25 protein-coding genes and 1 tRNA gene are annotated in these 24,103 nt (G+C 44.0%); 2 read left to right on the forward strand and 24 right to left on the reverse strand.

Annotation, left to right across the window (positions count from 1 at the left end; all coding sequences use genetic code 11):
• Nucleotides 1-3 precede the first annotated feature (3 nt).
• From BLQ13_RS20670 to rpsF, 15 genes are all read right to left on the reverse strand, one after another.
• A complete protein-coding gene (locus BLQ13_RS20670; RefSeq protein WP_090923575.1) occupies nucleotides 4-306 on the reverse strand; it encodes a MazG-like family protein in 303 nt (100 codons plus the stop codon).
• A 204-nt stretch (nucleotides 307-510) separates the two neighbouring features.
• Nucleotides 511-936 carry a CBS domain-containing protein gene (locus BLQ13_RS20675; RefSeq protein WP_090923576.1) on the reverse strand — a complete coding sequence of 142 codons (426 nt, stop codon included), beginning with the start codon at nucleotides 934-936 and terminating at the stop codon, nucleotides 511-513.
• A gap of 194 nt (nucleotides 937-1,130) precedes the next feature.
• On the reverse strand, nucleotides 1,131-2,165 hold the full coding sequence (locus tag BLQ13_RS20680; protein WP_090923577.1) for an LCP family protein: 1,035 nt from the start codon (nucleotides 2,163-2,165) through the stop codon (nucleotides 1,131-1,133).
• Between the two features lie 253 nt (nucleotides 2,166-2,418).
• Nucleotides 2,419-4,029 (reverse strand): MFS transporter, encoded by a 1,611-nt coding sequence (locus BLQ13_RS20685; RefSeq protein ID WP_445260126.1) that lies wholly within the window; start codon nucleotides 4,027-4,029, stop codon nucleotides 2,419-2,421.
• A 245-nt stretch (nucleotides 4,030-4,274) separates the two neighbouring features.
• Nucleotides 4,275-6,701, reverse strand: coding sequence for a S9 family peptidase (locus tag BLQ13_RS20690; protein ID WP_090923579.1), 2,427 nt, complete (start codon nucleotides 6,699-6,701; stop codon nucleotides 4,275-4,277).
• 114 nt (nucleotides 6,702-6,815) lie between these two features.
• Nucleotides 6,816-7,712: a D-alanyl-D-alanine carboxypeptidase family protein gene (locus BLQ13_RS20695; protein ID WP_090923580.1), complete on the reverse strand. Its 897-nt coding sequence runs from the start codon at nucleotides 7,710-7,712 to the stop codon at nucleotides 6,816-6,818.
• 156 nt (nucleotides 7,713-7,868) lie between these two features.
• Nucleotides 7,869-9,695, reverse strand: a complete 1,827-nt coding sequence (locus BLQ13_RS20700) for an oligopeptide ABC transporter substrate-binding protein (RefSeq protein WP_090923581.1) — start codon at nucleotides 9,693-9,695, stop codon at nucleotides 7,869-7,871.
• Between the two features lie 19 nt (nucleotides 9,696-9,714).
• On the reverse strand, nucleotides 9,715-10,620 hold the full coding sequence (locus tag BLQ13_RS20705; RefSeq protein ID WP_090923582.1) for an ABC transporter permease: 906 nt from the start codon (nucleotides 10,618-10,620) through the stop codon (nucleotides 9,715-9,717).
• Nucleotides 10,621-10,648: 28 nt separating this feature from the next.
• A complete protein-coding gene (gene opp4B, locus BLQ13_RS20710; protein ID WP_090923583.1) occupies nucleotides 10,649-11,611 on the reverse strand; it encodes an oligopeptide ABC transporter permease in 963 nt (320 codons plus the stop codon).
• Nucleotides 11,612-11,618: 7 nt separating this feature from the next.
• Nucleotides 11,619-12,551, reverse strand: a complete 933-nt coding sequence (locus tag BLQ13_RS20715; protein ID WP_090923584.1) for an ABC transporter ATP-binding protein — start codon at nucleotides 12,549-12,551, stop codon at nucleotides 11,619-11,621.
• Between the two features lie 4 nt (nucleotides 12,552-12,555).
• Nucleotides 12,556-13,554 carry an ABC transporter ATP-binding protein gene (locus BLQ13_RS20720; protein ID WP_090923585.1) on the reverse strand — a complete coding sequence of 333 codons (999 nt, stop codon included), beginning with the start codon at nucleotides 13,552-13,554 and terminating at the stop codon, nucleotides 12,556-12,558.
• 733 nt (nucleotides 13,555-14,287) lie between these two features.
• Nucleotides 14,288-14,887, reverse strand: coding sequence for a M15 family metallopeptidase (locus BLQ13_RS20725; RefSeq protein ID WP_090923586.1), 600 nt, complete (start codon nucleotides 14,885-14,887; stop codon nucleotides 14,288-14,290).
• Nucleotides 14,888-15,140: 253 nt separating this feature from the next.
• Nucleotides 15,141-15,410 (reverse strand): 30S ribosomal protein S18, encoded by a 270-nt coding sequence (rpsR, locus tag BLQ13_RS20730; RefSeq protein WP_090923587.1) that lies wholly within the window; start codon nucleotides 15,408-15,410, stop codon nucleotides 15,141-15,143.
• Between the two features lie 56 nt (nucleotides 15,411-15,466).
• Nucleotides 15,467-15,952, reverse strand: coding sequence for a single-stranded DNA-binding protein (gene ssb, locus BLQ13_RS20735; RefSeq protein ID WP_090923588.1), 486 nt, complete (start codon nucleotides 15,950-15,952; stop codon nucleotides 15,467-15,469).
• A 51-nt stretch (nucleotides 15,953-16,003) separates the two neighbouring features.
• Nucleotides 16,004-16,297 (reverse strand): 30S ribosomal protein S6, encoded by a 294-nt coding sequence (gene rpsF, locus BLQ13_RS20740; protein ID WP_024629534.1) that lies wholly within the window; start codon nucleotides 16,295-16,297, stop codon nucleotides 16,004-16,006.
• Between the two features lie 215 nt (nucleotides 16,298-16,512).
• On the opposite strand from rpsF, the gene BLQ13_RS20745 reads away from it, so the two are divergent.
• The gene (locus BLQ13_RS20745; RefSeq protein WP_090923589.1) at nucleotides 16,513-16,707 is read left to right on the forward strand and encodes a YjzC family protein; all 195 of its coding nucleotides are present in this window, start codon (nucleotides 16,513-16,515) and stop codon (nucleotides 16,705-16,707) included.
• A 432-nt stretch (nucleotides 16,708-17,139) separates the two neighbouring features.
• Here BLQ13_RS20745 and BLQ13_RS20750 read toward each other — a convergent pair.
• The 4 genes from BLQ13_RS20750 to BLQ13_RS20765 all read right to left on the reverse strand — a co-directional run bounded on the left by BLQ13_RS20750 (nucleotide 17,140) and on the right by BLQ13_RS20765 (nucleotide 18,809).
• Nucleotides 17,140-17,230 (reverse strand) — tRNA-Ser (locus BLQ13_RS20750).
• Between the two features lie 156 nt (nucleotides 17,231-17,386).
• Nucleotides 17,387-17,596, reverse strand: a complete 210-nt coding sequence (locus BLQ13_RS20755) for a DUF951 domain-containing protein (protein ID WP_090923590.1) — start codon at nucleotides 17,594-17,596, stop codon at nucleotides 17,387-17,389.
• A complete protein-coding gene (locus tag BLQ13_RS20760) occupies nucleotides 17,586-18,527 on the reverse strand; it encodes a mechanosensitive ion channel family protein (protein ID WP_090923591.1) in 942 nt (313 codons plus the stop codon). Before BLQ13_RS20760 ends, BLQ13_RS20755 begins: the two co-directional genes overlap by 11 nt.
• An 18-nt stretch (nucleotides 18,528-18,545) precedes the next feature.
• Nucleotides 18,546-18,809 (reverse strand): putative Se/S carrier protein, encoded by a 264-nt coding sequence (locus BLQ13_RS20765; protein ID WP_186809681.1) that lies wholly within the window; start codon nucleotides 18,807-18,809, stop codon nucleotides 18,546-18,548.
• Between the two features lie 117 nt (nucleotides 18,810-18,926).
• Between BLQ13_RS20765 and yyaC the strand changes: the two genes are divergently transcribed.
• Nucleotides 18,927-19,532 carry a spore protease YyaC gene (gene yyaC, locus BLQ13_RS20770; RefSeq protein WP_090923592.1) on the forward strand — a complete coding sequence of 202 codons (606 nt, stop codon included), beginning with the start codon at nucleotides 18,927-18,929 and terminating at the stop codon, nucleotides 19,530-19,532.
• Here the strand turns inward: yyaC and BLQ13_RS20775 are convergent.
• The 5 genes from BLQ13_RS20775 to noc all read right to left on the reverse strand — a co-directional run bounded on the left by BLQ13_RS20775 (nucleotide 19,507) and on the right by noc (nucleotide 24,059).
• Nucleotides 19,507-20,007, reverse strand: coding sequence for a DUF4446 family protein (locus BLQ13_RS20775; RefSeq protein ID WP_090923593.1), 501 nt, complete (start codon nucleotides 20,005-20,007; stop codon nucleotides 19,507-19,509). The two genes, yyaC and BLQ13_RS20775, sit on opposite strands and share 26 nt — an antisense overlap.
• Before the next feature lie 146 nt (nucleotides 20,008-20,153).
• The gene (locus BLQ13_RS20780) at nucleotides 20,154-21,308 is read right to left on the reverse strand and encodes an aminotransferase class V-fold PLP-dependent enzyme (protein WP_090923594.1); all 1,155 of its coding nucleotides are present in this window, start codon (nucleotides 21,306-21,308) and stop codon (nucleotides 20,154-20,156) included.
• A 140-nt stretch (nucleotides 21,309-21,448) separates the two neighbouring features.
• Nucleotides 21,449-22,297, reverse strand: a complete 849-nt coding sequence (locus BLQ13_RS20785; protein ID WP_090923595.1) for a ParB/RepB/Spo0J family partition protein — start codon at nucleotides 22,295-22,297, stop codon at nucleotides 21,449-21,451.
• On the reverse strand, nucleotides 22,290-23,051 hold the full coding sequence (locus BLQ13_RS20790) for a ParA family protein (protein ID WP_090923627.1): 762 nt from the start codon (nucleotides 23,049-23,051) through the stop codon (nucleotides 22,290-22,292). The genes BLQ13_RS20785 and BLQ13_RS20790 overlap by 8 nt, the downstream gene beginning before the upstream one ends.
• A 189-nt stretch (nucleotides 23,052-23,240) precedes the next feature.
• Entirely contained in the window at nucleotides 23,241-24,059 is an 819-nt protein-coding gene (gene noc, locus BLQ13_RS20795) for a nucleoid occlusion protein (protein WP_090923596.1), read from the reverse strand.
• Nucleotides 24,060-24,103: the final 44 nt, after the last annotated feature.

Raw genomic sequence — 24,103 nt, forward strand, 5'->3', positions numbered from 1 at the left:
AATTCACCTCTTACGCATATGATCTTCTAGCGCGGAAATATCCTGGTACCAGTCTTCCAGCTGGTGACCTTCCTGTTTATGCTTTTTTAATTTCTCCACAAGCAGAGCATCGAGATCCTTAAACGGAATACCGAGCCGACGGCCCAATATGTAACTGCTCATCATTAAACTGGCAAGACTATCTCCGATTCGAATCGTGCTGCCTTCCCACAATGCTTTGAATAATCGGGATACTTGATCAAGTACTTCGGTTTTCAGCCATTCAATCACTTTAGCCCGCTTGGCTACATCCAGTTCTTTAGGCATTTGGCGAAAGTCACTCTCCCCCGAAAAAGCTTTATTCTCGATTATAGCATAAAAAAGGGGCCTGCAAAATTACCCCCAAAAGCGGAGAAATTCTCCGAAACTCCATGACAGGTGCGATGCCGAGCCCCGTTTGTCTTATCATATATATTCGTAATAATCGCTTTGATTATCCCTGCAAGCCCACCATTTCTGAAAAGTAATCAACTATTTAGCTTTCATGGACTCCTTGGCAACAATTCCTTCACAGTATTCAATGATCTGACTGCGTCTCACAATGCCGATAAAACGTTCCATATCATCCACGACCGGGACAAAGTTCTGCACCTTGGCTAGATTAATTAAATCCTCCATATTGGCATCAATGGATACCGGCTTGATATCAAGTCTCAACGGAACGTCCTTGAGAAGAAATTTTGAAGCGTTTTCAAATGATATCTTCCCCTCCGCATTTTTCATATACCACAACAGATCGCCTTCCGTAACCGTACCAATATATTTGCCTTCCTTATTCAAAATAGGCACTGCTGTAAACCGATGATATTCCATCCGTTCCAGCGTTTGCCGCAGTGTAGAGTCCGACGTAACACATGTAACCTCTTGTTTGGGCAGCAAAAAAAACGCGATGTTCATACCCTCATATATCCTCCTTGTCTATTTCTCGTTCAACTAGATCGCTCAACTTATATTATACGTTATAGAACGAAGGATGTTCCAAAAGGATGAAGTTCTTACGCGATGAGAAGCCTCACACAAAGAAAAAAACAGCAGCCCGCTTAAACGTACTGCTGATTGTTGTGTAAGACAAACCATCTGTATGGAGTTAACTATTCAATCTTCTGCCGGTCAGGAATCATGACTTCACCGGCTGGGGTCGATTGATCCATCCAGTTTTTAATCAGCTCTTTAGCATATTGAACATCTTTCTCATCGGCACGCCCATAATAAATGCCGTTTTTACGCATACCTTCGCTCAAAATCGTAAAGCTGGAAACCTGTGGTTTTTCCTGTGTCAGCACTTGTTTTGCCAGATCAATGATAAAGTTTGGCTGCATGTCGGTCTGAAAATTATCACCCATGATCTGGAATAACTCGGGGATTTTCGCGATCTGATTCAGATTCAACATTTTGTCTGCAAAAGCATTCAGGAAAATTTGCTGCCGATTCGTACGGTTAAAATCACTGTCTTCCCGATATCTCACGTAATAGAGTGCTTCCTGTCCATCATAGATCGGTTTGCCGCCTTTTACCGTGAACTTTTCATGGTTTGGATCTTTGTTCACGATATCCTTATCAATTGGCAGTGATATGCCTCCGAGGGCGTCAACCACCTTTTTGATCCCCTGAAAGTTAATCGTTGCGTAATAACCTACGTCTGCATCAAGAAACTTTTCCACCGTATTGATGGACATATTCTCCCCGCCGAAGGCGTAAGCATGCGCGATTTTGTCATAATCATCCGTCCCGTCCTTGTCCGCATCTCTTCCTACGATCTGCACATACGTGTCACGCGGGATAGATACCAGAAGCACCCGAGATTCCTTCGGACGTACCACAGCATAGATGACTGCATCCGAACGTCCGCGTGACTTCTCGTAGTCTCGTTTATCGGAGCCCAGGAGCAACACAGAAAATGGTTCTTTACGATATACTGTTGGATCAGGCGTTTTATTACCTTCCTGCGGCACGTAAGATTGCGTTAGCTGCGCTTCTACTGTATCCGCCAGAAACAGGTCAAAAGCGGCCACAGCGAGCTGCTGACGGAAAACATAACCGCCAATGATCAGAACGACTAGGGAGATAAGTGTTATATAGAGGCCTTTGCGACTTTTTTTCTTCTTTTCTTTAGTTCTGCTTTTCATCCGTCGATTCCTTCTTCACTCTCAAAATTGAAATTCATTACTACCCATTAAACGTGAGCAACGTCTGATGACACGCCGTTCTCCAAACTTTTATTTCTCTTTGGGCCGGAGTACCGCTTATGCTCGTTCTATTGTAATCATTCCTGCATCATGAAAAGTTACAATCGGGTTAAATTGAAAAGAACAGTGCCCCCTTTTTCGGTTACAAAAGGTTCACTGTTCCTCCGTATCTTCTCATTTTACTCTCTACATATTATGTGGATCCCAACGATCCCTCCGGTTGCTGCTTCTGTTTCTCTTTTTGACGAAGACGTCCCGTTACTAGAGCCACGATCAAGGTTAACACGCTAAAAATAACTGCTGACCAGAAAAGTCCATTGTACCCCTGACCTGTCGTTTGGTGTACAGCCTGAAGCAACGTCTCCCGTATATTGGCATCTGGAATCTTGGACAACCCCGCCATGAGACTGGAGACATCATTTCCTGATGTTCCACCAGAAGCATATTGCTCCAGCGCGGCTGGTGGTACCTCAATTCCTCGATCCGCCAGACCTGACTGGATGTTCGAGCCCAGGTTAGAAAAAGAACGTGCCAGGAATCCGGCGAAGATCGTCGGTGCAATCGCCATCGCCATTTGACGGAACAAAGAGCTGGTTGCTACTGCAATACCTTTATTGTTCTCACCTGCCTGTTCGGTTACAAGAACGTTGACTGGCGCACCCAGCATCATGCCAAAACCAATACCGACAAGGGTACTCGCAATAACAAACTGCCAGATATGCTCTACCCACAACGGGAATAACAGGAAACCAATCGCAGAGAGCAAGCCAGCTACGGACAATGTCCAGATTGGTCCTTTCCGGTCAACGAGGTATCCTCCTCCTCCTGCTCCAATCCCTGAAGCCAGTGCGAGCGGTGTAAACCAGTAGCCTGAAGCTGTGCTGGATACGCCTAGATATTGCTCTACAAAACCCGGAATAAAGATAACAGAGGCCAGAATGGCTCCTGAGAAAAAGGCAATGAGCAACGTCCAACGGAAGGACGCAATGCCAAGCAGTTTTGTGGAAACGACCGGTTCACGGTCGGACCCTTCCAACCTTTTTTCCATAAAATAAAAGATCACCAGCACAGCTACACCCACTAGAAAGAAGCTATAAAACATGGGAGAGGCCAGGCTTTGAAGCATGTTCACACCGTCCAGGTTGCTGAAGCTGTACATCAGACTCAATACGCCTAATGTTAAGACCGCTATGCCGCTCCAATCGACAGCTGCCCGGCTGAGCTCCTGTTCTTCCTGGATATAACGGATTCCGGCAATGAACAGCAGGATTGCAATCGGTACGTTGATGAGAAACAACCAGTGCCAGTTACCTGTAATATCAAGGATGAATGCGCCGATGTTAGGACCAAGAATAGCTGCTATGCCGTTCATGCCTCCCAGTAGCCCCAGAGCTGTACCCTGCCGCTGAGCAGGAAACTTACTAAGCACATAAGAGCTTGCGATGATAAATATCCCGCCTCCACCAAGCGCCTGAATGACCCGGGCGATCAAGAAAAAGGTAAACGAAGTGCTTAACGCAACAAGGAGCGATCCGATTCCGAATAAAGCAACCTCAATGAGAAACAGTTTTTTACGTCCAAATCGATCTGACAGCTTACCCGCAATGGGTACACTGATTGCAAGCCCAAGCGTGTATAGCGTAATCGTCCAAGCACCCCATGTTGGCGAAACACCAAACGAGGCATTTAACGTGGTCAGCGACGATGTAATTATTCCGTTATCCAGCGCGGCCATAAATACACCCACGGCAAAGAGAATCAATGGCCATTTCATTTCTTTTTGCATCCCGGATTCCTCCTTCATCTGATCCTGTACACTCTCGTACAACTCTTAATACCATCTATATAAACCTGAATGAATAAGAATGACTCACTGGTCATTTTAAAATAAACCGAGTCTATATGTCAATTGATGAATATCGATTAGACCTAATTTATGTAACACCTGCATTCCATTTCAATGATGTATTTCTCAGTCTCACGATTTAAAAAAAGAGGTTGTTCTCTGATCCTTATCGGAATGAGAGAACAACCTTAGCTCTTATTTTTTTACTGCATCAGATGACGGTTCAGGAATTTCTCTATCGCACGATAGAGATCCAGTTGATTCTCTACATTGGCGAAGCCGTGACCTTCATTCATTTTCAGCATATATGGCACGTCTACTCCACGTTTACGCAGTGCTTCGACAATCTGATCGGACTCGGCCTGTTTGACACGCGGATCATTGGCACCCTGAACAACAAATAGTGGTGCTTTCATCTGATCAACATGGAAGAGCGGTGAGATTGCGGTAAGCAGCTCTTTGTCCTTCTCCGGATCACCGACACGCTCATAAAACAGATTGCGCCCAGACTCCCAATATGGCGGTAGCGAGTTAAGCAGCGTAAAGATATTGGATGGGCCTACATAACTAACCCCAGCAGCGTATACGTCAGGGGTGAAGGCCAGACCAGCGAGAGCCGCATAACCCCCATATGATCCACCATAAATTGCGACTCGCTTCGGATCAACTGTACCTTCTTTTACCAGCCAGTTCACACCGTCGGTGAGATCATTCTGCATGGCTTTACCCCACTGCTTATTGCCTGCCTCTAGAAACTTCTTACCATAACCTGTTGATCCACGGAAGTTCACTTGCAGGACTGCATATCCGCGGCTTGCCAAGAACTGGACATCCGGAATATATCCCCATGAATCCCGGGCCCAAGGTCCACCATGCGGAAGAACAACCAAAGGAAGATTCGATGCCGTCGCACCTTGTGGCAGTGTCAGATATCCATGAAGGTCAAGACCATCCCGAGACTTGAACATAATTGGTTTCATATCTGCCATTTTGGTCTCATCAATCCATGGAGCCGTATCCGCCAGCTTATCGAGCTTGCCTGTTTTGGAATTATAGAAATAATACGTGCCCATCGATTTGTCACTGTATGATATAAAGAGTGCCTGCCCATCATCACTTGTGCTTATAATACCAACCTCTTTGCCAGGCACCTTGGCTTTGATATCCTGCATGAGTGTCTTAAACTCGTTGTCAAAATACTCATAATTGACCTTGTCTGTCTCATAGACTGCTGCAAGGATCTTGCCTTTTTCTTTGGAAGGAATAACATTGCTGACATCCACATCTTTGTTTTCAAAAAGAGTTCTGGTTACCTTCTTTGTTGCCAGGCTATATTCCACGACAGCCATCTTGTCTTGCTCCAGATTGGATACAGCGTACAGGTTTTTGTTGTCGCTTGTGAACATGACAGGAACAAACGTATCTCCCAGATCTGTTGTGAGCAGTGGCTGGAACGGCTGATTCTCCGCATCACGATACAATAAGGAAGATACATTGCCATCACTGGATATGGCTACACGAATTTTTCCTTCATGGTCTGTCATCCAGCCTGTAATGTTACCCGGATTCTCGGCAGCAATAACTGCCTCCCCTGTCTTGATATTGATACGGTATACGTCAAAAACTCTCGCATCACGCTTGTTCATGCTTACCAAAATTTCATCTGGAATATTCTCCAAAGGATCGACAAGCATCGCTCTTGTATTTGGATAAGGCGTCAGATCTTTGCTATTTTTGCCATCGATATCTGTAATATACAGGTGGTAGTTCTCATCTCCAGCCGCATCCTTTGCATACAACAGCTTGTCATTCGTTGCCCATGCAAAACTAGCAATACTGCGATCTGTTTCACTTGTAATACGTACAGGCTTATCTTGACCATTTGCCGTAACCACGATGTTCATCCGATTGTTCCACGGCTCCATGTAAGCCAGATGTTTGCCATCAGGGGACATTTGAAAACCTGCCTGAGCAGGCTGTTTGAAGAAGTCCTCAAGCGGTGTGACCCCTGCTTTCTTCACATCAAGCCCTAGGGCAAGGTACAGTGCACTAGCAAATTCCCCATGCGTTACTGCTTGTTTTGCATGAAATGCATTACCTTCGATAATGAAATGTTGTTTAACTCGGACAGCATCATTCGAATGTACAGCCGGGATCTGGTCAGCATCACTGTAGATCACCTGTATACCGTTATCCTTCAATTCGAAAGCTCGTGTGAACAACGAGGCCATCTGGGCACGTGTGAGCGGAGCATCTGGCGCATACCCTTTGGTATTACCTTGAATGAGATCACCTTGTTTCAGCGCATAAATGGCTGGTGCTGCTGCATGATCGGACAGAACGTCTGCAAAACCTGTAAGGGTTGCCGGAGCATCCAGTTCAAGCACACGCTGCAGAATAATCGCAGCTTCAGCACGTGTAATAGGTGTTGCCGTTTCTTTCATTCCATCTGTGGTGCCATCTATGTATCCCAGTTGTTGCAGTGTCTGTGTTGCCTTGGAAACGATAGATTCCGAGACAGCGGCCGTAGGTTTGACTGCTTCGGCCGCCTGTACGGCAGGCTGAATCAAGGCAATCGACATGGCCATGGACAGCGTGAGTGCATACACTTTTTTGCTAATCGAGTTCAAATGTTTTCCCCCTTATAAGTGAATTACAGGATAATGTGGAACTATACGTATCCTATTTTACTATGATTATCCATTTCGGAACAGCGGCAACTCTCCTTGACACGGGTGGTATGTTTAGTTTACTTTTGTGTTCGAAAATCCGTAATTCAACAGCTTGCGCGTCTCAACGAACCGCCCTTCCCTCGTATCTGATCCAAATACAACCGAAATTAGCCGTTTGCCATCTCGCTCAGCCGTTCCAACGAAATGATACCCCGTATCCTTGTCATATCCAGTCTTTAATCCATCATTACCTTCATAAGCATATGGACCCCCGATTGAAGATAACATCCAGTTTGTATTGCTCATATAGATCCCCTTTTGGTGCAACGAGACTTGCATTTGATTGGAAACTTTAAGAATCTCGGGGTGATGGTTAAGCAAATATTGGGCAAGCTTGCAGGCATCCATCGCAGTCATTAACGTTTGACCCTGGATATTATGTGGACGATAAGGACCAAGCATAGTCTCGCTTAGACCTGTAGAGTTGGTGAAGTGAGTATCCCCTGACAGACCAATCTCAGCAGCCTTTTGATTCATCCGCTGTACAAATTGATGTTCTGAACCGCTGATATGTTCCGCCAAAGCAACGGTAGCATCATTGGCAGAATATACTGCCACCACTTGGAATAACTCCTGAACAGTGAATCGATCCCCCTGTTTGAGTGCAAGCTGATTCCCGCCAACAGAGCTGGCGTAACGACTAACATTAACAGGATCATCCCAACGAATATCTCCTCTCATTGTAGCCTCCATTACAAGTAGCTCGGTCATTAGCTTGCTGATACCTGCAGGAGCAATCTCTTCGGAGCCATTGTAATCCATCAGCACCTGTTCCGAATTCATATCCATCAAAACAGCCGACTCGGCTTTAATGCCTGGCTTACCAACCAGCATGTCCGGTTTTACTCCCAAATATATAATAACTAGTAAAGTGAATAACATTCCTGCGCGTTTCCACCATATTTTCATCGATTCATCACCTCTTACCTATATAGACGTAGCAAAGAGGCATTTTGTCTGCACTTTTTTGAGAAAAAATTAAATTTTTTTTATTTTTTGGTTACAAAAAAAACATGGACTCCATACACCCCATGCCAGAGTGTTGGAATCCATGTTTATTAATAATTACTGAGCAACAACCGCTTTATCTGCATTTACAGCCAGATCGCTCAAGTATACGCCAGTTCCATCACCAATCGCATAGTTCATTACACGTTTGTTAACTGGTGATACCACAGCACGGTACAACGTTGGGAATACTGGAACTTCATCTACCATGTATTGTTGCCATTCATTGTAGATCTCTTTACGTTTCTCTACGTCAAATGCTTCAGCAGAGATACCACGTGCCAGCAATTTGTCGTTCTCTTCACTGGAGAAACGAGGGAAGTTATAGAGTGCATCGCGTCCATACAGCCCTGATGGATCAACGTCGATACCAACACCCCAAGCCGCTTGGTACACATCGACATTAGGATCATCTTTACCTGTGTTACCTACACGGTCGTAGAAGTTGTTAAACTCGATCATTTCCAAGTTTACTTTCAGACCGATTGCTGCCCAAGATTGAACATAGTAACGTGCGAGTGGCTCAGCTGTGTCGCCACCTGTCATAGAAATAAAATTGATTTCAAGTGGTGAACCATCTGGCTTCGTACGGAATTCTCCGTCCATTTTATAGCCAGCTTCGTCAAGCAATTTCTTTGCAGCTTCCGGATCATATTTCACACCTGGATTGTTGGAATCATGGAATTCAGGGTGAGAAGGTGGAATCAGTGTTGTTGCATTCCAGCGAAGACCGTTGTAGAAACGTTTACCTACTTGGTCATTATCTACAGCCATCCACATCGCTTTACGCAGGTTTTTGTCACCCATTTTTGCGTCAGGATTGGATTTAACTTTATTGTTCTCAGCATCCCATGTTCCCAGTTTGAAACCGATGTACGTATACGCACGGTCGATTGCACCCAGGAATTCAACGTTGGAGAGGTTCGCATTGTCTTTATACTGGTCTGTCGGGAAGGAGTCTACCAGATCTACACCGCCAGATTTCAGCTCTTGAACAACCGTTGTCGGGTTGATTACTTTCAATGTTACTTTGTCCAGTTTTGGAGCTCCACGCCAGTAGTCATCGTTTTTAACAAACGTTACAGACTCACCTGGTGTGATCGTTTCTACTTTAAACGGACCAAAACCGATTGGCTTCTCACGTACTTCTTTGGAAGAAGACATTTTCGCTATGTCCATACCACCAAAAATATGTTTCGCCAATGGATATGTCCACACGCCGCCTGTCAACAGGGATGGTGTTGCTTCTTTATACGTAATGCTGATTTGTTTGTCGCTCAGCACTTTAATACCAGAGATTGTTTTTGCTTTTCCAGCATGGTATTCTTCCATACCTACAACACTCGTGAAGTTGGAATCATAACGCGGACCATCATAGCCTTTGCCACCGATAACTTCATAAGCGAACTGCAAATCTTCTGCCGTTACCGGCTTGCCATCATGCCAGTTTACATTGTCACGAATCGTGAGCGTAAACGTTTTGCCGTCTTCGGAAGTTTCATATGTCGCAGCACCATCGTTGGTGTACACATAGTCTTTATCCCAAGTCAGCAAACCTTCGTCAAACCACTGCAGCACTTGTGAATCCGGGTTACCGGAGTAGAAGTTATAGTTCAATGTGCCTTCAAAAGCAGTATCGGATACGAGACCAAAAGTAAGTGATCCACCCTCGATGGCTGTACCTTCATTCTTTTTAACATTACTGAAATCTTCAATGGAGTAGACACCCTCTTCTTTCGCAGGCTTCTCCTCCGTCTTTCCTTCTTCTGTTTTGGCTCCTGGTGCAGGAGTTGCTGCTTCTTTCTCGGAGCACGCCGCAAGCGCCAATACAAAGACCAGCATCATCGTGAAAAATAGTCCTCGTGAAAATAATCCCTTTTTCATGAACCTTTCCTCCCTTTTTTTAACCTCTTCTTTGTCTTGCATCCGTCGCACGTTTCAAGGCCTGTCCGACATTATTTATACTCAACATCAATACCAGGATCAGTAGTGATGCAGGTAGCCAAATCCACCATCTGTATTCCAAGGTTTGCGGATTACGTGCATAACTTACGAGTGTTCCAAGACTTGGTGTGCTTTCCGGGAATCCAAATCCTAGGAAAGACAACCCGGATTCAAGACCAATATTAGCTGCCAGGTTCAATGTCATCGTTACAATGATGATTGAACTTAGGTTAGGAAGAAGCTGCGATACAATAATTTTAAAGTGAGAAGATCCAAGTGTTTTGGATGCTTTAATATACTCGAGTTCACCCTCCTGAAGCGCCTTGGATCGAATCAATCTGGCGATTCCCATCCATAGGAAGGCGGTCATAATGAGTGAGAATGAAACGATATTATATTTCGGTACAGCCGTTACAAAGGCGATAACCATCATAAGAACCGGTAATATCATGAAAAAGTCTACAACTCGCATAATCATATTGTCGATCGTGCCACCGAAGTACCCTGCAACAACACCAACCAGAATGCCGATAAATCCAGTCATTAAGGTAACCAGAATACCGATAGTTAACGAGTTTCGTGTCCCAATGACGAGCTGACCAAATACATCTCGTCCGCCATAGTCTGTTCCCAGCCAGTATTGTGCGGAAGGCGGCTCATAAAGTGCAAACAAATCAACTTTAACAATATCGTCCTGATTCAGAATCATAGAGGTTCCATATACAAGAAGGATGACAAGCCCCAGGAATATGAGCGAAACGAGGGCTACTTTGTCCCTGACCAACTCTCGCCACACAATGCTTAAGCCGGAAGGGCTTTTATCAACCTTCTGTGAAGTTACAACAACATCATTGGTCTTGCTCATCTGTTTTCACCCCGAAATCTTCAAGTTCTTACTTAATGCGAATACGCGGATCGACCAATCCCAGAATAATATCAGACAGCAGTGAGCCTAGAATCGTAGCAATCCCATACAATAATACGAGTGCTGTGACTACACTGAAATCCCGTAATGAGATGGAATTCAGGAACAACTGTCCCATACCCGGGTAGCTGAATATACTTTCAATGAAGATGGTCCCGCCAATTAGCCCCGTAATCTCATACCCGAAAAATGCAGCAATCGGCAACAGGGAGTTTCGCAAAATATGTCTGTTGTAGATTCGGGATTCCGAAGCACCTTTGGCTCTCGCCGTGAGTACGAATTCTTTGTGTTTGATATCAATAATCTCACTGCGTAAATACTGTACCGTGGATACAGTGGAGATTAGTGCCATTGATAACGCTGGTAAAAGCAAATGCTGAATCTTGCTTATAACGTATTCGAATGTTCCTGGTGTAAGCCCTGGTGCTACACTTCCCCCGGTCGGGAACCAGCCGAAACGGAAACCAAAAATCCAGACCATGACCAGAGCGAAAATAAAGAGCGGTGCTGCAAAACCCAGGTACGTATATCCTGTAATCAAACGGTCAGACCAGGTGTCATTATAGCGACCACTGATGATACCGAGCGGGATAGCGATAAGATATGTGAGAATCAGTGTTGCCAAAGCAAGCCAGAATGTGTTGGCAATCCGTTGACCAATAAGATCTGTTACTGGCATTTTAAAACGGAAGGATTGTCCGAAATCACCCATAGCAGCATGTCTGATCCAGTCCCAATACTGTATATACCATGGATTGTTCAATCCTAGCCGTTCACGCTGTTCTTCTAGCGCTTTGGGATCGATACTCGGATCAAGCAGTCCCGTCAACGCGTCACCTGGCATGGCTTTGGCCATCAGGAAGACCAGAATACTGAGCAAAATTATTTGAGGAATCATAATAAATATTCGGCGTACAATAGTTTTCCACATATGGCTTTCAACCTTTCTGAGGTAAAGCTACCCGGTGAGTGTCGGAAATGGATTGGAGCGAATAAGCAAGCCCTTCCTCATCGAAGAAATTGCGGTATGAATTTTCATACTCGGATTTGATCTGCTGTCGGAAAGCTATCATTTCCTCACGTTTGGTTGGGTCCATATCCGGAATCGCTGCAATAAGACGTTTGGTATAGATATGTTGGGGATTTTCAAAAATATCATCTGTTGTCCCTTGTTCCACATATCGACCTTTATACATAATTCCAATCTGGTCGCACATATGACGAATAATGCCCAGATCGTGGCTGATAAACAAATAGGTCAGATTCAGTTCTTTCTGAATTTCCTGCATGAAGTTGAGAACCTGGGCTTGTACGGATACATCCAGTGCAGATACAGGTTCGTCAGCGATAATCAGTTTGGGTTTGAGTGCAATGGCACGAGCGATTCCTATCCGTTGACGCTGTCCACCTGAGAATTCATGCGGATACTTGTAGATAGACTCCGGACTCAACCCTACCTTCTCTAATAAGCTACCGACCTGTCTCTTCTCTTCCGTTGCCGTCAGTCGTTCATAGTTTCTTAGAGGCTCGGCAATGATGTCCATAACGCGCTTCTTCGGGTTAAGAGACGAATAAGGATCCTGGAAAATCATCTGTACATCCCGCTGAAGCTGGCGATCTTTGCGTCGTTCTTTGGTCAAATCCCTGCCATTGAATAAAATTTTTCCACTTGTCACATGATTCAGACCAATAACAGCTCTGCCTGTTGTTGTTTTGCCTGAACCGGATTCCCCAACAAGGCCGTAAGTCTGGCCTTCTTCAATGGAAAAGCTGACATCGTCAACCGCCTTGACACTGCCAATCTCCCGCTTTAGTAATCCTCCGCGAATCGGAAAGTGTATTTTGAGTCCTTCTACTTCAAGTAATGCCATTATGTTATGCCTCCTCCGCTTGATCAGGGAAATGAAAGTGCTGATAGCAGGTACACCTTACGAAGTGTCCTGGCGCAATTTCATGCATCTGCGGGTTATCTTCATGAGCAGAGTCGCTAATCCATGGAATTCGGGCCTTGAATCTGCACCCCTGCCTTGGAAGATTTTTGAGAGAAGGTACGATGCCTTGAATGACATGTAATTTGGATTTTTCTTCAGTAATCGTAGGGATCGAGTTTAATAATGAACGTGTATAGGGATGTTTTGCATTGGTCATCAATGTAACAATATCCGCTATTTCAACAATTTCTCCTGCATACATGACGGCTACACGATCAGCCATCTCGGCCACTACACCAAGGTCATGCGTAATAAGGATAATGCCTGCGTTAATCTCATTCTTCAGCTCTCGGATCAACTCGAGAATTTGTAACTGAATGGTAACGTCAAGTGCTGTTGTTGGTTCATCGGCAATGAGCAGTTCTGGCTTATTGGCAATTGCGATCGCGATAACAATACGTTGCCTCATGCCGCCAGATAATTCGTGGGGATATTGCTTATATATTTGTTCGGGACGTGGAATCCCTACCTGGTTCAATAAGTGAATAACCTTATCCCGCTTCTCTCTGGAAGACAGCTTCGGTTGATGAAGAGTGAGAATCTCTTCAATCTGTTCACCTATGATCATTAGAGGATTGAGTGCGGATAATGGATCCTGAAAGATCATCGCCATTTCTCTTCCGCGCAGTTTGTTTAATTGATTAGGGGATATGTTGGCGATATCTTTCCCTTTATAGAGAATCTGACCTTCGATTTTGGCTTTGTTATGCAATCCCATCAGAGAAAATGCAAATGCACTCTTACCTGAACCTGATTCTCCTACAATAGCCAACACTTCATTTTTCTTAACCTTAAGATTAACGTGATCGACTGCTGCATAATAGTTATCTTCAATTCTGAATGATGTCGTTAAGTCTCTGACTTCCAATAGCTCTTTATTCAAATCAATCACCCTAACCCTGTAATTTCATCAGACTGTATTCATAAGTAGAAGAGTGCATCCACTGTATATTTCCATGTTGTTCCTTAAATTGAACAAAAGTGTATACAAAATACCTTATCGTTAACAGAATCAAGATTATAGTCTTCAATTTAAACCATTGGTCAATTAATGTTTATAATTCCTAGCGGAATTATAAATACAAATAATTACTGTAATCATACGTGTAATTTAAGTTAACGTCAATCATTATTTTGGGATTTATGGAATAAATGTTTTCTATGCTACAGTTTTGGGTAATAGTTTTGGCTAAAAGGTATCTATAGCAGGATTTTAGTGTGAGAGTTAAGTGTGCTCGGGTGGAATTACAACAATATGAGGCGTGTGTACAAAGTTTTTTTGTGTTAATATATAACATGTCTATGACACAATGTGTAGAGTTAATAGCAAATGATTTGGGAGTAACTTAGTTAGTGTAAATTACATGTCACATTTAGGGGGATTTTGTCGTTTCATAGAATCTCTGCTTAGAAGTCATATGAAGCTTATATATATACATTTATTTAAGGTTTGTAAGATAAACGTAAAAATCTAGTTATTATAGTATAGTTTTATTTAATTGTTGCTGTAAAGAGTTAATTGTTACTTTTGAACATTTATTTTACAAAAGAAAGAAAAAAGTCCTGCAAAAAGCAGGACTTTACTAATAAATATTCATAATTACGCATATATACTATTACCTTTGTGGTGCCAATGGTGGCCTTTTACCACGTTTTAAATCGCGAATACTCAAATCAAAGTCCATCTGTAGATGTGGATAGTCCGGAAAGTTAGTCCAGTCTCCACCCCAGGTGAAACCTAGCTCTTTAGCTAAATCGACAACCTCCATCCAATCTGCCTTGCCATTGCCATTATCATCTCGTTCCATATCCCAGACAATATCTCCATCAGGGGTTCTTAAGGCAAAATCAATGGCTAGTCCATAGTTATGATAAGACTCCCCGCCTCTTGCATTGGTGACAATATTCCCAGAAGATGAGCGTCCCTGTGCAAAGAGAGCATCTTGTTCCTCCACACTCCGATATCCATGCGTAATCACAACTTCTATACCTCGCCTGGCAGCCATACGGACTAATACACCTTCACTTTCGGCAACAGCTGGATGCAAACCGGTAATTGGCAAAGGCTCAGGAATTATTTCATCTTGCCATATCTCTCCCAAGTCCCCTTTTTGTTGCAACCATACAAAAACAATGGATAGAATAATCGTTGCGATGATCCAGTTTCTCAGGCTTTTCTTCCTTCGCTGTCTTAGCTTACGTAGTGATGAATTCATATACTCTCCTACACTTTTTCTACTCATCAAGCTTTAATTCTTTTTTAAAGGCTTCATTTCAGGTAAACTAACTTCTATTATAATTCATCTCAGCTGTGAAAGCTTCTTCTGCAAAAATTACATGATTATACGTTTTCATTTTCTTAAATTTTCATATGGTATCCTTATTCTTATCCTTAGATTTATAGTATTTAAGAATACAAAAAAGCAGTCGGCTTATAGCCGGCTGCTCTTGTATGCAAACTGAGTAAGACTACTCAGTTGTGTATGGCAACAATGCGATTTGACGGGAGCGTTTGATTGCAATCGTCAGCATGCGTTGATATTTAGCGCTAGTACCTGTTACACGGCGTGGCAAAATTTTTCCACGTTCGCTGATAAATTTACGAAGCAAGTCCGTATCTTTATAATCGATGTGAGTAATTTTGTTCGCTGTGAAGAAGCACACTTTACGACGTTTGTTGCGACCACCACGACGTGCCGGTCTTTTATCGTCTCCGCCTTCTCTTTGCTTGAAGCCCATGCTTTTCAGTCCTTTCCTATCATGTAACCGATATCTCGTACGAGTAACGGCTCACGTTAAAATGGCAAATCATCATCCGATATATCAATCGGTTTTCCGTCATCGGAAAAAGGATCCTGATTGTTGCTACGCGCAGCATTATTGTTGCTTGCACGTCCGCCGCCGCCTCCATAAGAAGGCTCTTCACGCATAGGTTGACCCCCGCCGCCACCGCCTTCGCGGTTAGCTGACTCCAAGAAACGAACATTATCGGCAATGACTTCGGTCACGTATACACGTTTTCCTTCGTTATTCTCGTAGTTACGTACTTGAATGCGTCCTTCGACTGCAGCCAGACGACCTTTACGCAAATAGTTTGCACAAGTCTCGGCAAGCTGTCTCCAGGTTACGACCGGAATAAAATCTGCTTCCCGCTCTCCTCCTTGGCTTGTAAACGGTCTGTCTACGGCCAAAGTAAATTGTGTCACGGCTACTCCTGCTGGAGTATAACGTAACTCAGGATCCCGGGTTAACCGGCCGATCAGAATGACACGGTTCAACAATGTAATCCCCTCCTTCTGAGCGTATTGGTGCGATAATCACGAGTTAATGTCTTAGGCAGACTTAACGTCGTTGGTAATGAGATAACGAATTACTTCGTCAGAAATCTTCATGAGACGCTCAAGCTCAGTAACTACTGCTGGTTCAGCAGTGAAGTGTACCAGAACATAAACACCATCACGGAATTTCTTGATCTCATACGCAAGACGGCGTTTACCCATAACGTCGTGAGCTGTAACCTCACCACCGCCGTTGGAGATGATGCCTTGGAATTTATCGACTGTAGCTTGAACAACTTCTTGCTCAACGTCAGGACGAATAATGTACATCACTTCATATTTGCGCATAATTTTCACCTCCTTATGGACTCTGGCCCTCAATCCAGGTTGAGAGCAAGGAACGAGCACAAACTCGAACTATATTAATATAACAAATACACAAACGAAATGCAAGCAAACGTTCCCTGTACATATTGGTACATAATCCCCATCATGTTTAGACATCAGATGGAACACACTACAGAAGTAACACTGATCTCATTCTGTGGAGGAGGCTACTTATTATGGGTGAAAGAACCGAGTTCGAACCTGGTGACAAAGCACCGAATGACGGAGAATACACTGAAGTCGGGGAGAAGAGTTTTCACACGGAGATTAATGATCCCAAGCGAGTCACGCTAAAAAAAGGTGAAGCCTTTCCGGAAACGAGCAATCACAATCGCAAGTGGAAAAAGCTGACTAAAGCTCGCGTTCACTAAGTTTTTTTTCAGTACCACGTATATAAAACGGTAATTAGCACATAATACAATCAGGCGGTACACGAGAGAGGTGTGGTTCCGTTGGACAACGAAGCCGATTTTTCGATGTTGGAGATGCATCACGTAATATAAGAAGCTTGTGGGTGTGTAAGACTTCAGTCCGAAGCACAGGTATTGCTACAAGCAGTACAGCCAGCGTTTCTGTCGTTACGACCGATTGTGATCTAACTAAACATGTACCGCCGGATAAAGAGCCCGTCAGGGCTCTTTATTTTTTTATACGGGGCCACATTATACAATTTTCACTAAAAAAATATAAGAAACAAAATAAAAAGACTATCCAATAGGCTAGTCCCTTCAAGTTGTTTATGATGACTCCAGTCCATGGAGTTATGTAAGCATTACATTTTCGCAAAATCTAAATGACTTAAGTGGCGGAAAGGGTGGGATTCGAACCCACGCACGCTGTGACACGCCTAGCTGATTTCGAGTCAGCCCCCTTGGGCCTCTTGGGTACCTTTCCGCAGCAAAATTGATTATATCACGCCTGTAGTCGGAAAGCAATACCTATACCCTGTCTGCATGAAAACGCTATTTCACTATTACGTTTCATCACCGCGATATGGCTAGATCTTGCATCTAAAACACCGGATATATGTTTTCCTCTTCCACCCTACCCTCAGGATTCCTCATCCTCTTCTACCGAGCGTAACACTTTTTTCATATTTTTCTCGAACTTGGCCCGAGGAATCAGTACGCTATGTTTGCAACCAACACACTTGATCCGAATATCCATCCCCATCCGAATGATCTCCATCTCATTGCTTCCACAGGGATGCTGCTTTTTCATCTGTACGATATCTCCAAGCTGGAAACTTTTACGCTCCACCTGCACCATCTCCCTCATCATTATCCATCGCAGCCGCCTGCTCTAATGCAGCCAATTTGCTTCTCTCATGGTACTCGAGTATTTTCTTCACATCTCCCTGAATTTGACGTTCGACCGAAGACCGGGAGTTCGGCATACATTCCGCTACCACACGAATGACATAATCAGAAGTGGACATCGACTGAATACCTAGCACATCCGGTACCTTCACAATATTCAGATCTCGTTCCTCAATACCTGCGAGCGATTGCTTCACCAGATGTACGGACTCATCCAGCGTCAGATCAGCCTTCATCGGGATATCCACTACAGCAAGCGAATTAGACATCGAATAGTTAGTCACACTTGCAATTGTACCATTCGGAATGATGTGTACTTCTCCCTGCCAGCTTACCAGTTTGGTTGTTCTTAGGCCAATGACTTCAACGGTTCCTTTAAACGTGCCTGTCTGAATCACATCTCCTACAGCAAACTGATCCTCTAAAATAATAAAGAATCCGGTAATGACATCCTTCACCAAACCCTGGGCACCAAAACCAATTGCAAGCCCCAGAACACCGGCACTAGCTAGCAATGGTCCAACCTGTACATTGATCTCGGATAACAGTAACAAAATCATAATGAAATTACAGGTTATCGAGGTCGCATTTTTCAACAACTCACCAATCGTTACGAATCTGCGCGGGTTGACGCGAATTTTGCCTTCCTGCTTCCGTGCCATCGAACGATCAATAACCCTGGACACCACTTTAATGACAATACGAGTGATAATAAAAATAATGAGGATGCGAATCGAACTGAACATGATGTTAAGCCACATATCCGTATCCGAAATTTTAGCCCACACCTGATCCGTCCAACGAATGGCTTCATCCACAGTTGATGCATAAATGCCGACATTATTACCAGCTTGCGCAAAATAAAATGACATCAAAGTCTGATTCCTCCTCTACATCGGTATGTTATCATAGCTGTCTTCGGTTTTGAAATAGAGGCCGCGAATCTCAACAAACTCATCACGAATAATTTTCTGTACTCGCATCAGATCCTCTTTTGGAAACTGAATACACAGTGCACAGCCCGCTGTAATCTCCTTAGGTGTCGGAAACAAGTCAATCTCGATCTCAGCAAACTCTAATAGCATCTCTGCTCGCAGTGCCTGCTGCGTTGAATCAAACGCAATCAACATCCAATCGTTCAGCCATTCGTCCATGTCCTGCTCCTTTCAAGCTACAACCACTCTCAGGTAAAAAGCCTGTCCTTCCGAAGTATAAAACACTCTACCTTTCCATATACTGATACTACTATTCCAAGGGAAAGGATAGATCCTATGAATCCTACTTCGCGTTCCTTTTCATCACAAGATCTGACCAGCCTGAAAGTTCCTCATACTGATCCAGGTGTGCATTCTGCCATTGTACATCGTTTAATGTTCCATCTCTATAAAGCTCATTCCTTGCAAAATGTAGTGATTGTCTGCATCGGTACAGACCGTTCCACAGGTGACTGTCTCGGACCGTTAGTGGGTACGTCACTGGCAAAATGGGACAGCCCTCTGTTCCATCTATATGGCACATTGGATGAGCCGGTTCATGCTGTAAATCTGCAAGACACACTCCACAAAATCTACAACACCCATCAAAATCCGTATGTGATTGGTATTGACGCCTGTCTTGGCCAATCCTCTAGTGTCGGTTGTATCCAGGTCGTAAACGGCCCGCTCAAGCCTGGCGCAGGCGTAAATAAAGAATTACCGCCGGTCGGCGATATCCATCTGACAGGTATCGTTAACGTCGGCGGTTTTATGGAATACTTTGTGCTTCAGAACACACGGCTTAGTCTCGTTATGCGGATGTCTGAAATTATAGCAAGCAGTCTGTACTCGGCCATTCGGGAATGGCACACTCGCTCTACTCTGCTTGCTGTGCCAGAGTAATAGCTTCCTTTTCCTCTGGGGAAAGTGTATACGTTGACTCTCCCCCTTTTAGAGGTTTTGCATATACATATGAACCATCACGATTGAATAATCCCGTAAGGATCATACCATCCTGACTTTCATTAATCATGGCTATCGAAAAGCTCAGGTCGCTACCACGCTCTCCATAAGCGTTGTATCTTTTCACACCGACCTTGCCCTGAATACGAGCCAGCTTTTGCAATGCTGTTTGCAACTGATTCGTTTGCAGTTTGTGTTCGTCCTCAATGCTGTCCATCTGAATCTTCAGATTAATTAGTAGGGACTCCAAATCCTCCACACCACTGCCAGCCATCATGGCTTCGTATTTACGTTTAAACTTCCGTAACTTTGCCCCTTGAGCAATACTCACGATCAGCAAAATCACCGTAAGCAATGCCAATCCGCCAATAATCCATAACAGCTGTTCCAGAATCAGCTCATTTAATTCAGCCATGTAAGTGCAACTACCCCTCTATGTTTTTGATCAGATTCACGTCTGTCCGTAGTTCTTAGCTTTTATTATAAATCAACCCGTTATTCAAGGAATTAATCATATATTTCCATTTTGAACAACAGAACGTTGAACAATTTTGTTACTCCCTATTTCACTGCTGTCAGCTCAGTAATGGCCCGAATGAGTTCATCGACCTCTTCATGGGAAGAGTTGTATCCAACGCTTGCTCTGACAGCCCCGGTAGCTGTTGTACCTGCTGACTCATGCGCAAGTGGAGTACAGTGAAATCCTGAACGAACCGCAATACCATAATTCCGATCCAGCCGGAATGCAAGCTGAGCTGAATCATATCCCTCAATTATAAAGGATACTAATCCTGAACGAGGTTGTCCAATGTCCGGGCCCAACAGTTGAATACCTTTGATCGAAGAAAGCCCATTCATTATAAGTTGCGTTAACTCCCACTCATGCTGATAGATGGAAGCAGGTGTCATGGCAAGTACATGCTTCACCCCCGCTCCTAACCCAGCAATCCCCACCGTATTAGGAGTCCCTGCTTCATATCGATCTGGACGCACTTTAGGCTGTTCTACTGCCTCGGATTGACTACCTGTACCTCCATGAAGGAGAGGTTGCACATCAAGCTCAGGAGCGATGTATAAGCCGCCTGTACCTTGGGGTCCTAACAATCCCTTATGTCCTGGAAAAGCGAGCATATCAATGCCTAGTTTTCCTACATCCACTGGCATTATCCCAACACTCTGAGCTGCATCCACTAGTAAAAGAGCGTGATGTTGACGGCATAGTTCTGAGATTTCTCCAATTGGCAAAATGCTCCCTAGAAGATTAGAACTGTGCGTACATACGACCAAACGGGTGTTTTTCCGAAACATCCGCTCCATCTGTTTTAAGTCTATGGCTCCATAAGCTGTGACGGGTACATAATCAACCTCAATCTTACCCTGTCTGCGAAGGAACTCCAGGGGGCGCCGAACTGAATTATGTTCCGCCATGGTGGCTATAACATGATCACCCTCTTGAAGCACACCCTGAATTGCAAGATTAAGAGCTTCTGTTGTGTTTGAACCAAATGCAATATCATTAGGGTTTTTAATACCAAACAGAGTCGCTAAGCCTTTTCTCGTTTCAAACAAAACCCTGCTCGCCTGCACAGCCATACGATGACTCCCCCTGCCTGGGTTAGCCCCTGCAAATTGAAGGGCATTCATCATTGCCTCACCAACAGCAGGTGGTTTAGGCCAGGATGTTGCTGCATGATCCAGATAGATTGTGTTCTCCATCCTCCTACCACCTCAGCTCATAAGAATTAATTACAGGATTTGTTTACAAACAAAGAATGACATATCGTTTCTCCAGAACACAGAGTCGATATGTCATGACATGAGTAGCTCTGCATGTTGTTAATGATGCACCCGAGTTGTTATTGCAACAGTTCTAATAATCGTTCGAGATCTTGTTTGCTATAGTAGTTGAGCTCTATTTTACCTTTATCTTTCTGACCATGTTTAATTTTCACTGTCGTTTTAAATCGTTCCCGAAGTGACTCTTCCAAGGTGTCGATAAACGGATCTTTCTTCTTTAGCTTGGCCTTAGCCTTCACTTCACCTGATTTGGAACGATCAAGTTGTTGCACTGCCTCTTCCAGCTCACGCACACTCCACTGCTGATCAATGGACTGTTTAGCCAGCTGTTTGACCAGGTTCTCATCCTTCACACCAACAATGGCTCGTGCATGTCCCATCGACAATGTTCCACGTGAAACATGATCCTTTACTTCCTCTGGCAAAGCCAGCAACCGTAAAAAGTTAGCGATGTGAGAGCGTGATTTACCAACCTTCACGGACAACTCTTCTTGGGTCAAAGAGAATTGATCCATTAATCCCTGGTAGGCTACTGCCAGTTCCATTGCATTCAGATTCTCCCGTTGCAGGTTCTCAATCAGGGCTATTTCCATCACCTGCTGATCATTAAACGTACGGACAACAGCTGGAATGGTAGCATTACCACAATACTGTGATGCCCTAAACCTGCGCTCGCCTGCAATAATCTCATATCCTCGGAGTACAGGACGAACGATAATGGGTTGGATCACGCCGTGCTGCCGGATCGATTCCGCCAGTTCATGTATTGCTTCCTCATCAAATGCTTTACGCGGCTGATAAGGGTTAGCCCGCAGTTGACTAATCGGGATTTCTACGACTTTATCATCGTCATTAATTGAAAGCGAAGGAATGAGGGCATCTAGTCCTTTTCCAAGCCGCTTACTCATAAGAAATCACTTCCTTTGCGAGCTCTAAATACACTTCCGCTCCTCGGGAACGGGGATCATACGTTATAATGGATTGCCCGTGAGATGGTGCCTCACTCAGCCGTACATTACGCGGAATAATCGTTTGATATACCTTTTGCTGAAAATACTTCTTCACTTCTTCTATAACTTGAATGCCAAGATTCGTCCGAGCATCAAACATCGTCAGTAATACGCCTTCAATCTGAAGAGAAGTGTTTAAATGTTTTTGCACCAGCCTAACCGTATTCAGTAATTGGCTTAACCCTTCCAATGCATAGTACTCACACTGAATCGGAATAATCACGGAATCGGAAGCAGTTAGTGAGTTAATTGTCAACATTCCGAGCGATGGCGGGCAGTCAATAAGAATATAATCATAATTATTTCTCACTTGTGCGAGCGCCTTTTTCAGACGAACTTCTCGCGATATGGTGGATACCAATTCGATCTCGGCTCCGGCAAGTTGAATCGTTGCAGGTATGATATGAAGTCCTTCAATTTGCGTCTCCGCGATTGCCTCTTGGGGAGGCACATCATTAATCAGAACATCATATATACAATTCGCCACATCTGCTTTATTAATTCCGACTCCACTCGTTGTATTTCCTTGGGGGTCAATATCGACAAGCAGTACCTTTTTTCCAAGTGAAGCAAGTCCTGCTCCCAAGTTAACCGATGTCGTTGTTTTCCCCACACCGCCCTTTTGATTTGCTACGGCCATAATCTTAGACAATACCTTCACCTCAAATAAAATAGGAGTCTTTTCTTGTAGGTTGTGAGTTACAGTTAAAATAAGCAGGCGGCCACCGTCCACAAGAACAACAACTACCGTTTCCTTAACAGAACGATTTGTTCCCTTCACGTCGCATGAAAAACGGACTATATAGACAGAAAAAGCGGCCATTGCCGCCTTAAGCTTCAATTATTTGCGTTTTGGAATATGAATAACAATTTCGTAGTGATCCTCATGATCCGCTTCTTTTGTTTTGATATCCATACCTGAACCTGTTACCATATCAATGGATTGACGAATCGTGTTAAGTGCCAGTCTTACATCCTTCGTAAAGGATATCCGTTTGGATTTTTTAATCTTGGATGCTTCCTTATAAAAAGCAACACGTACCTCCGTCTGCTTCACGTTCAATTCCTTATCGATAATCTCGCCCAGCAATTTCAATTGCAGTTCTTCCGTATCCAGCGACAACAAGGCTCTTGCGTGACGTTCAGATATTTTGCGCTCCATCAAGGCTGTTTTTACACCTTCTGGAAGATTCAACAACCTAATCTTGTTAGCAATGGTAGACTGGCTTTTACCAAGTCGTTGAGCAAGGCTCTCCTGTGTCAACTGATGCAAATCAATCAACTTTTGGTAGGCAACCGCTTCCTCAATCGAGGTTAAACCTTCGCGCTGCAAGTTCTCAATTAACGCAATGGATGCGGCCTGAGAGTCGTTGAATTCACGCACAATGGCCGGGATGTGCTCAAGACCTAGTTTGCGAACAGCACGCCAGCGGCGTTCTCCAGCGATAATCTCATATGATCCATTACGAACCCGAACAACAATAGGTTGAATAACACCATGTGTTCTGATTGTTTGCAGTAACTCATCAATTTTATCATCATCAAAAATAGTACGGGGTTGATATGGGCTACTCACAATTTCGTTAACCGGAACCTGTTTAATCTCGTCTCCGTTATTGCGCTCCGCCAAACCAAACAACTTCGAAAATTGTTCTTTCATTCCGTAGATTACCACCTAGTTTCGTAATAGCTCCCACATTAGCA

The organism is Paenibacillus polysaccharolyticus, from assembly GCF_900102085.1.
GTDB lineage: Bacteria > Bacillota > Bacilli > Paenibacillales > Paenibacillaceae > Paenibacillus > Paenibacillus polysaccharolyticus.

Excerpts from the sequence above, each read along its gene's own strand:
- opp4B (WP_090923583.1), bottom strand. The coding sequence starts at position 11,611 with ATGTGGAAAACTATTGTACGCCGAATATTTATTATGATTCCTCAAATA.
- BLQ13_RS20675 (WP_090923576.1), bottom strand. The coding sequence starts at position 936 with ATGAACATCGCGTTTTTTTTGCTGCCCAAACAAGAGGTTACATGTGTT.
- BLQ13_RS20700 (WP_090923581.1), bottom strand. The coding sequence starts at position 9,695 with ATGAAAAAGGGATTATTTTCACGAGGACTATTTTTCACGATGATGCTG.
- BLQ13_RS20760 (WP_090923591.1), bottom strand. The coding sequence starts at position 18,527 with ATGTCATTTTATTTTGCGCAAGCTGGTAATAATGTCGGCATTTATGCA.
- BLQ13_RS20695 (WP_090923580.1), bottom strand. The coding sequence starts at position 7,712 with ATGAAAATATGGTGGAAACGCGCAGGAATGTTATTCACTTTACTAGTT.
- rpsF (WP_024629534.1), bottom strand. The coding sequence starts at position 16,297 with ATGCGCAAATATGAAGTGATGTACATTATTCGTCCTGACGTTGAGCAA.
- BLQ13_RS20725 (WP_090923586.1), bottom strand. The coding sequence starts at position 14,887 with ATGAATTCATCACTACGTAAGCTAAGACAGCGAAGGAAGAAAAGCCTG.
- rpsR (WP_090923587.1), bottom strand. The coding sequence starts at position 15,410 with ATGGGCTTCAAGCAAAGAGAAGGCGGAGACGATAAAAGACCGGCACGT.
- BLQ13_RS20785 (WP_090923595.1), bottom strand. The coding sequence starts at position 22,297 with ATGAGTAAGCGGCTTGGAAAAGGACTAGATGCCCTCATTCCTTCGCTT.
- BLQ13_RS20745 (WP_090923589.1), top strand. The coding sequence starts at position 16,513 with ATGGGTGAAAGAACCGAGTTCGAACCTGGTGACAAAGCACCGAATGAC.
- BLQ13_RS20780 (WP_090923594.1), bottom strand. The coding sequence starts at position 21,308 with ATGGAGAACACAATCTATCTGGATCATGCAGCAACATCCTGGCCTAAA.
- BLQ13_RS20685 (WP_445260126.1), bottom strand. The coding sequence starts at position 4,029 with ATGAAGGAGGAATCCGGGATGCAAAAAGAAATGAAATGGCCATTGATT.
- BLQ13_RS20705 (WP_090923582.1), bottom strand. The coding sequence starts at position 10,620 with ATGAGCAAGACCAATGATGTTGTTGTAACTTCACAGAAGGTTGATAAA.
- BLQ13_RS20670 (WP_090923575.1), bottom strand. The coding sequence starts at position 306 with ATGCCTAAAGAACTGGATGTAGCCAAGCGGGCTAAAGTGATTGAATGG.
- BLQ13_RS20680 (WP_090923577.1), bottom strand. The coding sequence starts at position 2,165 with ATGAAAAGCAGAACTAAAGAAAAGAAGAAAAAAAGTCGCAAAGGCCTC.
- BLQ13_RS20775 (WP_090923593.1), bottom strand. The coding sequence starts at position 20,007 with ATGGCTGAATTAAATGAGCTGATTCTGGAACAGCTGTTATGGATTATT.
- BLQ13_RS20765 (WP_186809681.1), bottom strand. The coding sequence starts at position 18,809 with ATGGACGAATGGCTGAACGATTGGATGTTGATTGCGTTTGATTCAACG.
- noc (WP_090923596.1), bottom strand. The coding sequence starts at position 24,059 with ATGAAAGAACAATTTTCGAAGTTGTTTGGTTTGGCGGAGCGCAATAAC.
- BLQ13_RS20715 (WP_090923584.1), bottom strand. The coding sequence starts at position 12,551 with ATGGCATTACTTGAAGTAGAAGGACTCAAAATACACTTTCCGATTCGC.
- yyaC (WP_090923592.1), top strand. The coding sequence starts at position 18,927 with ATGAATCCTACTTCGCGTTCCTTTTCATCACAAGATCTGACCAGCCTG.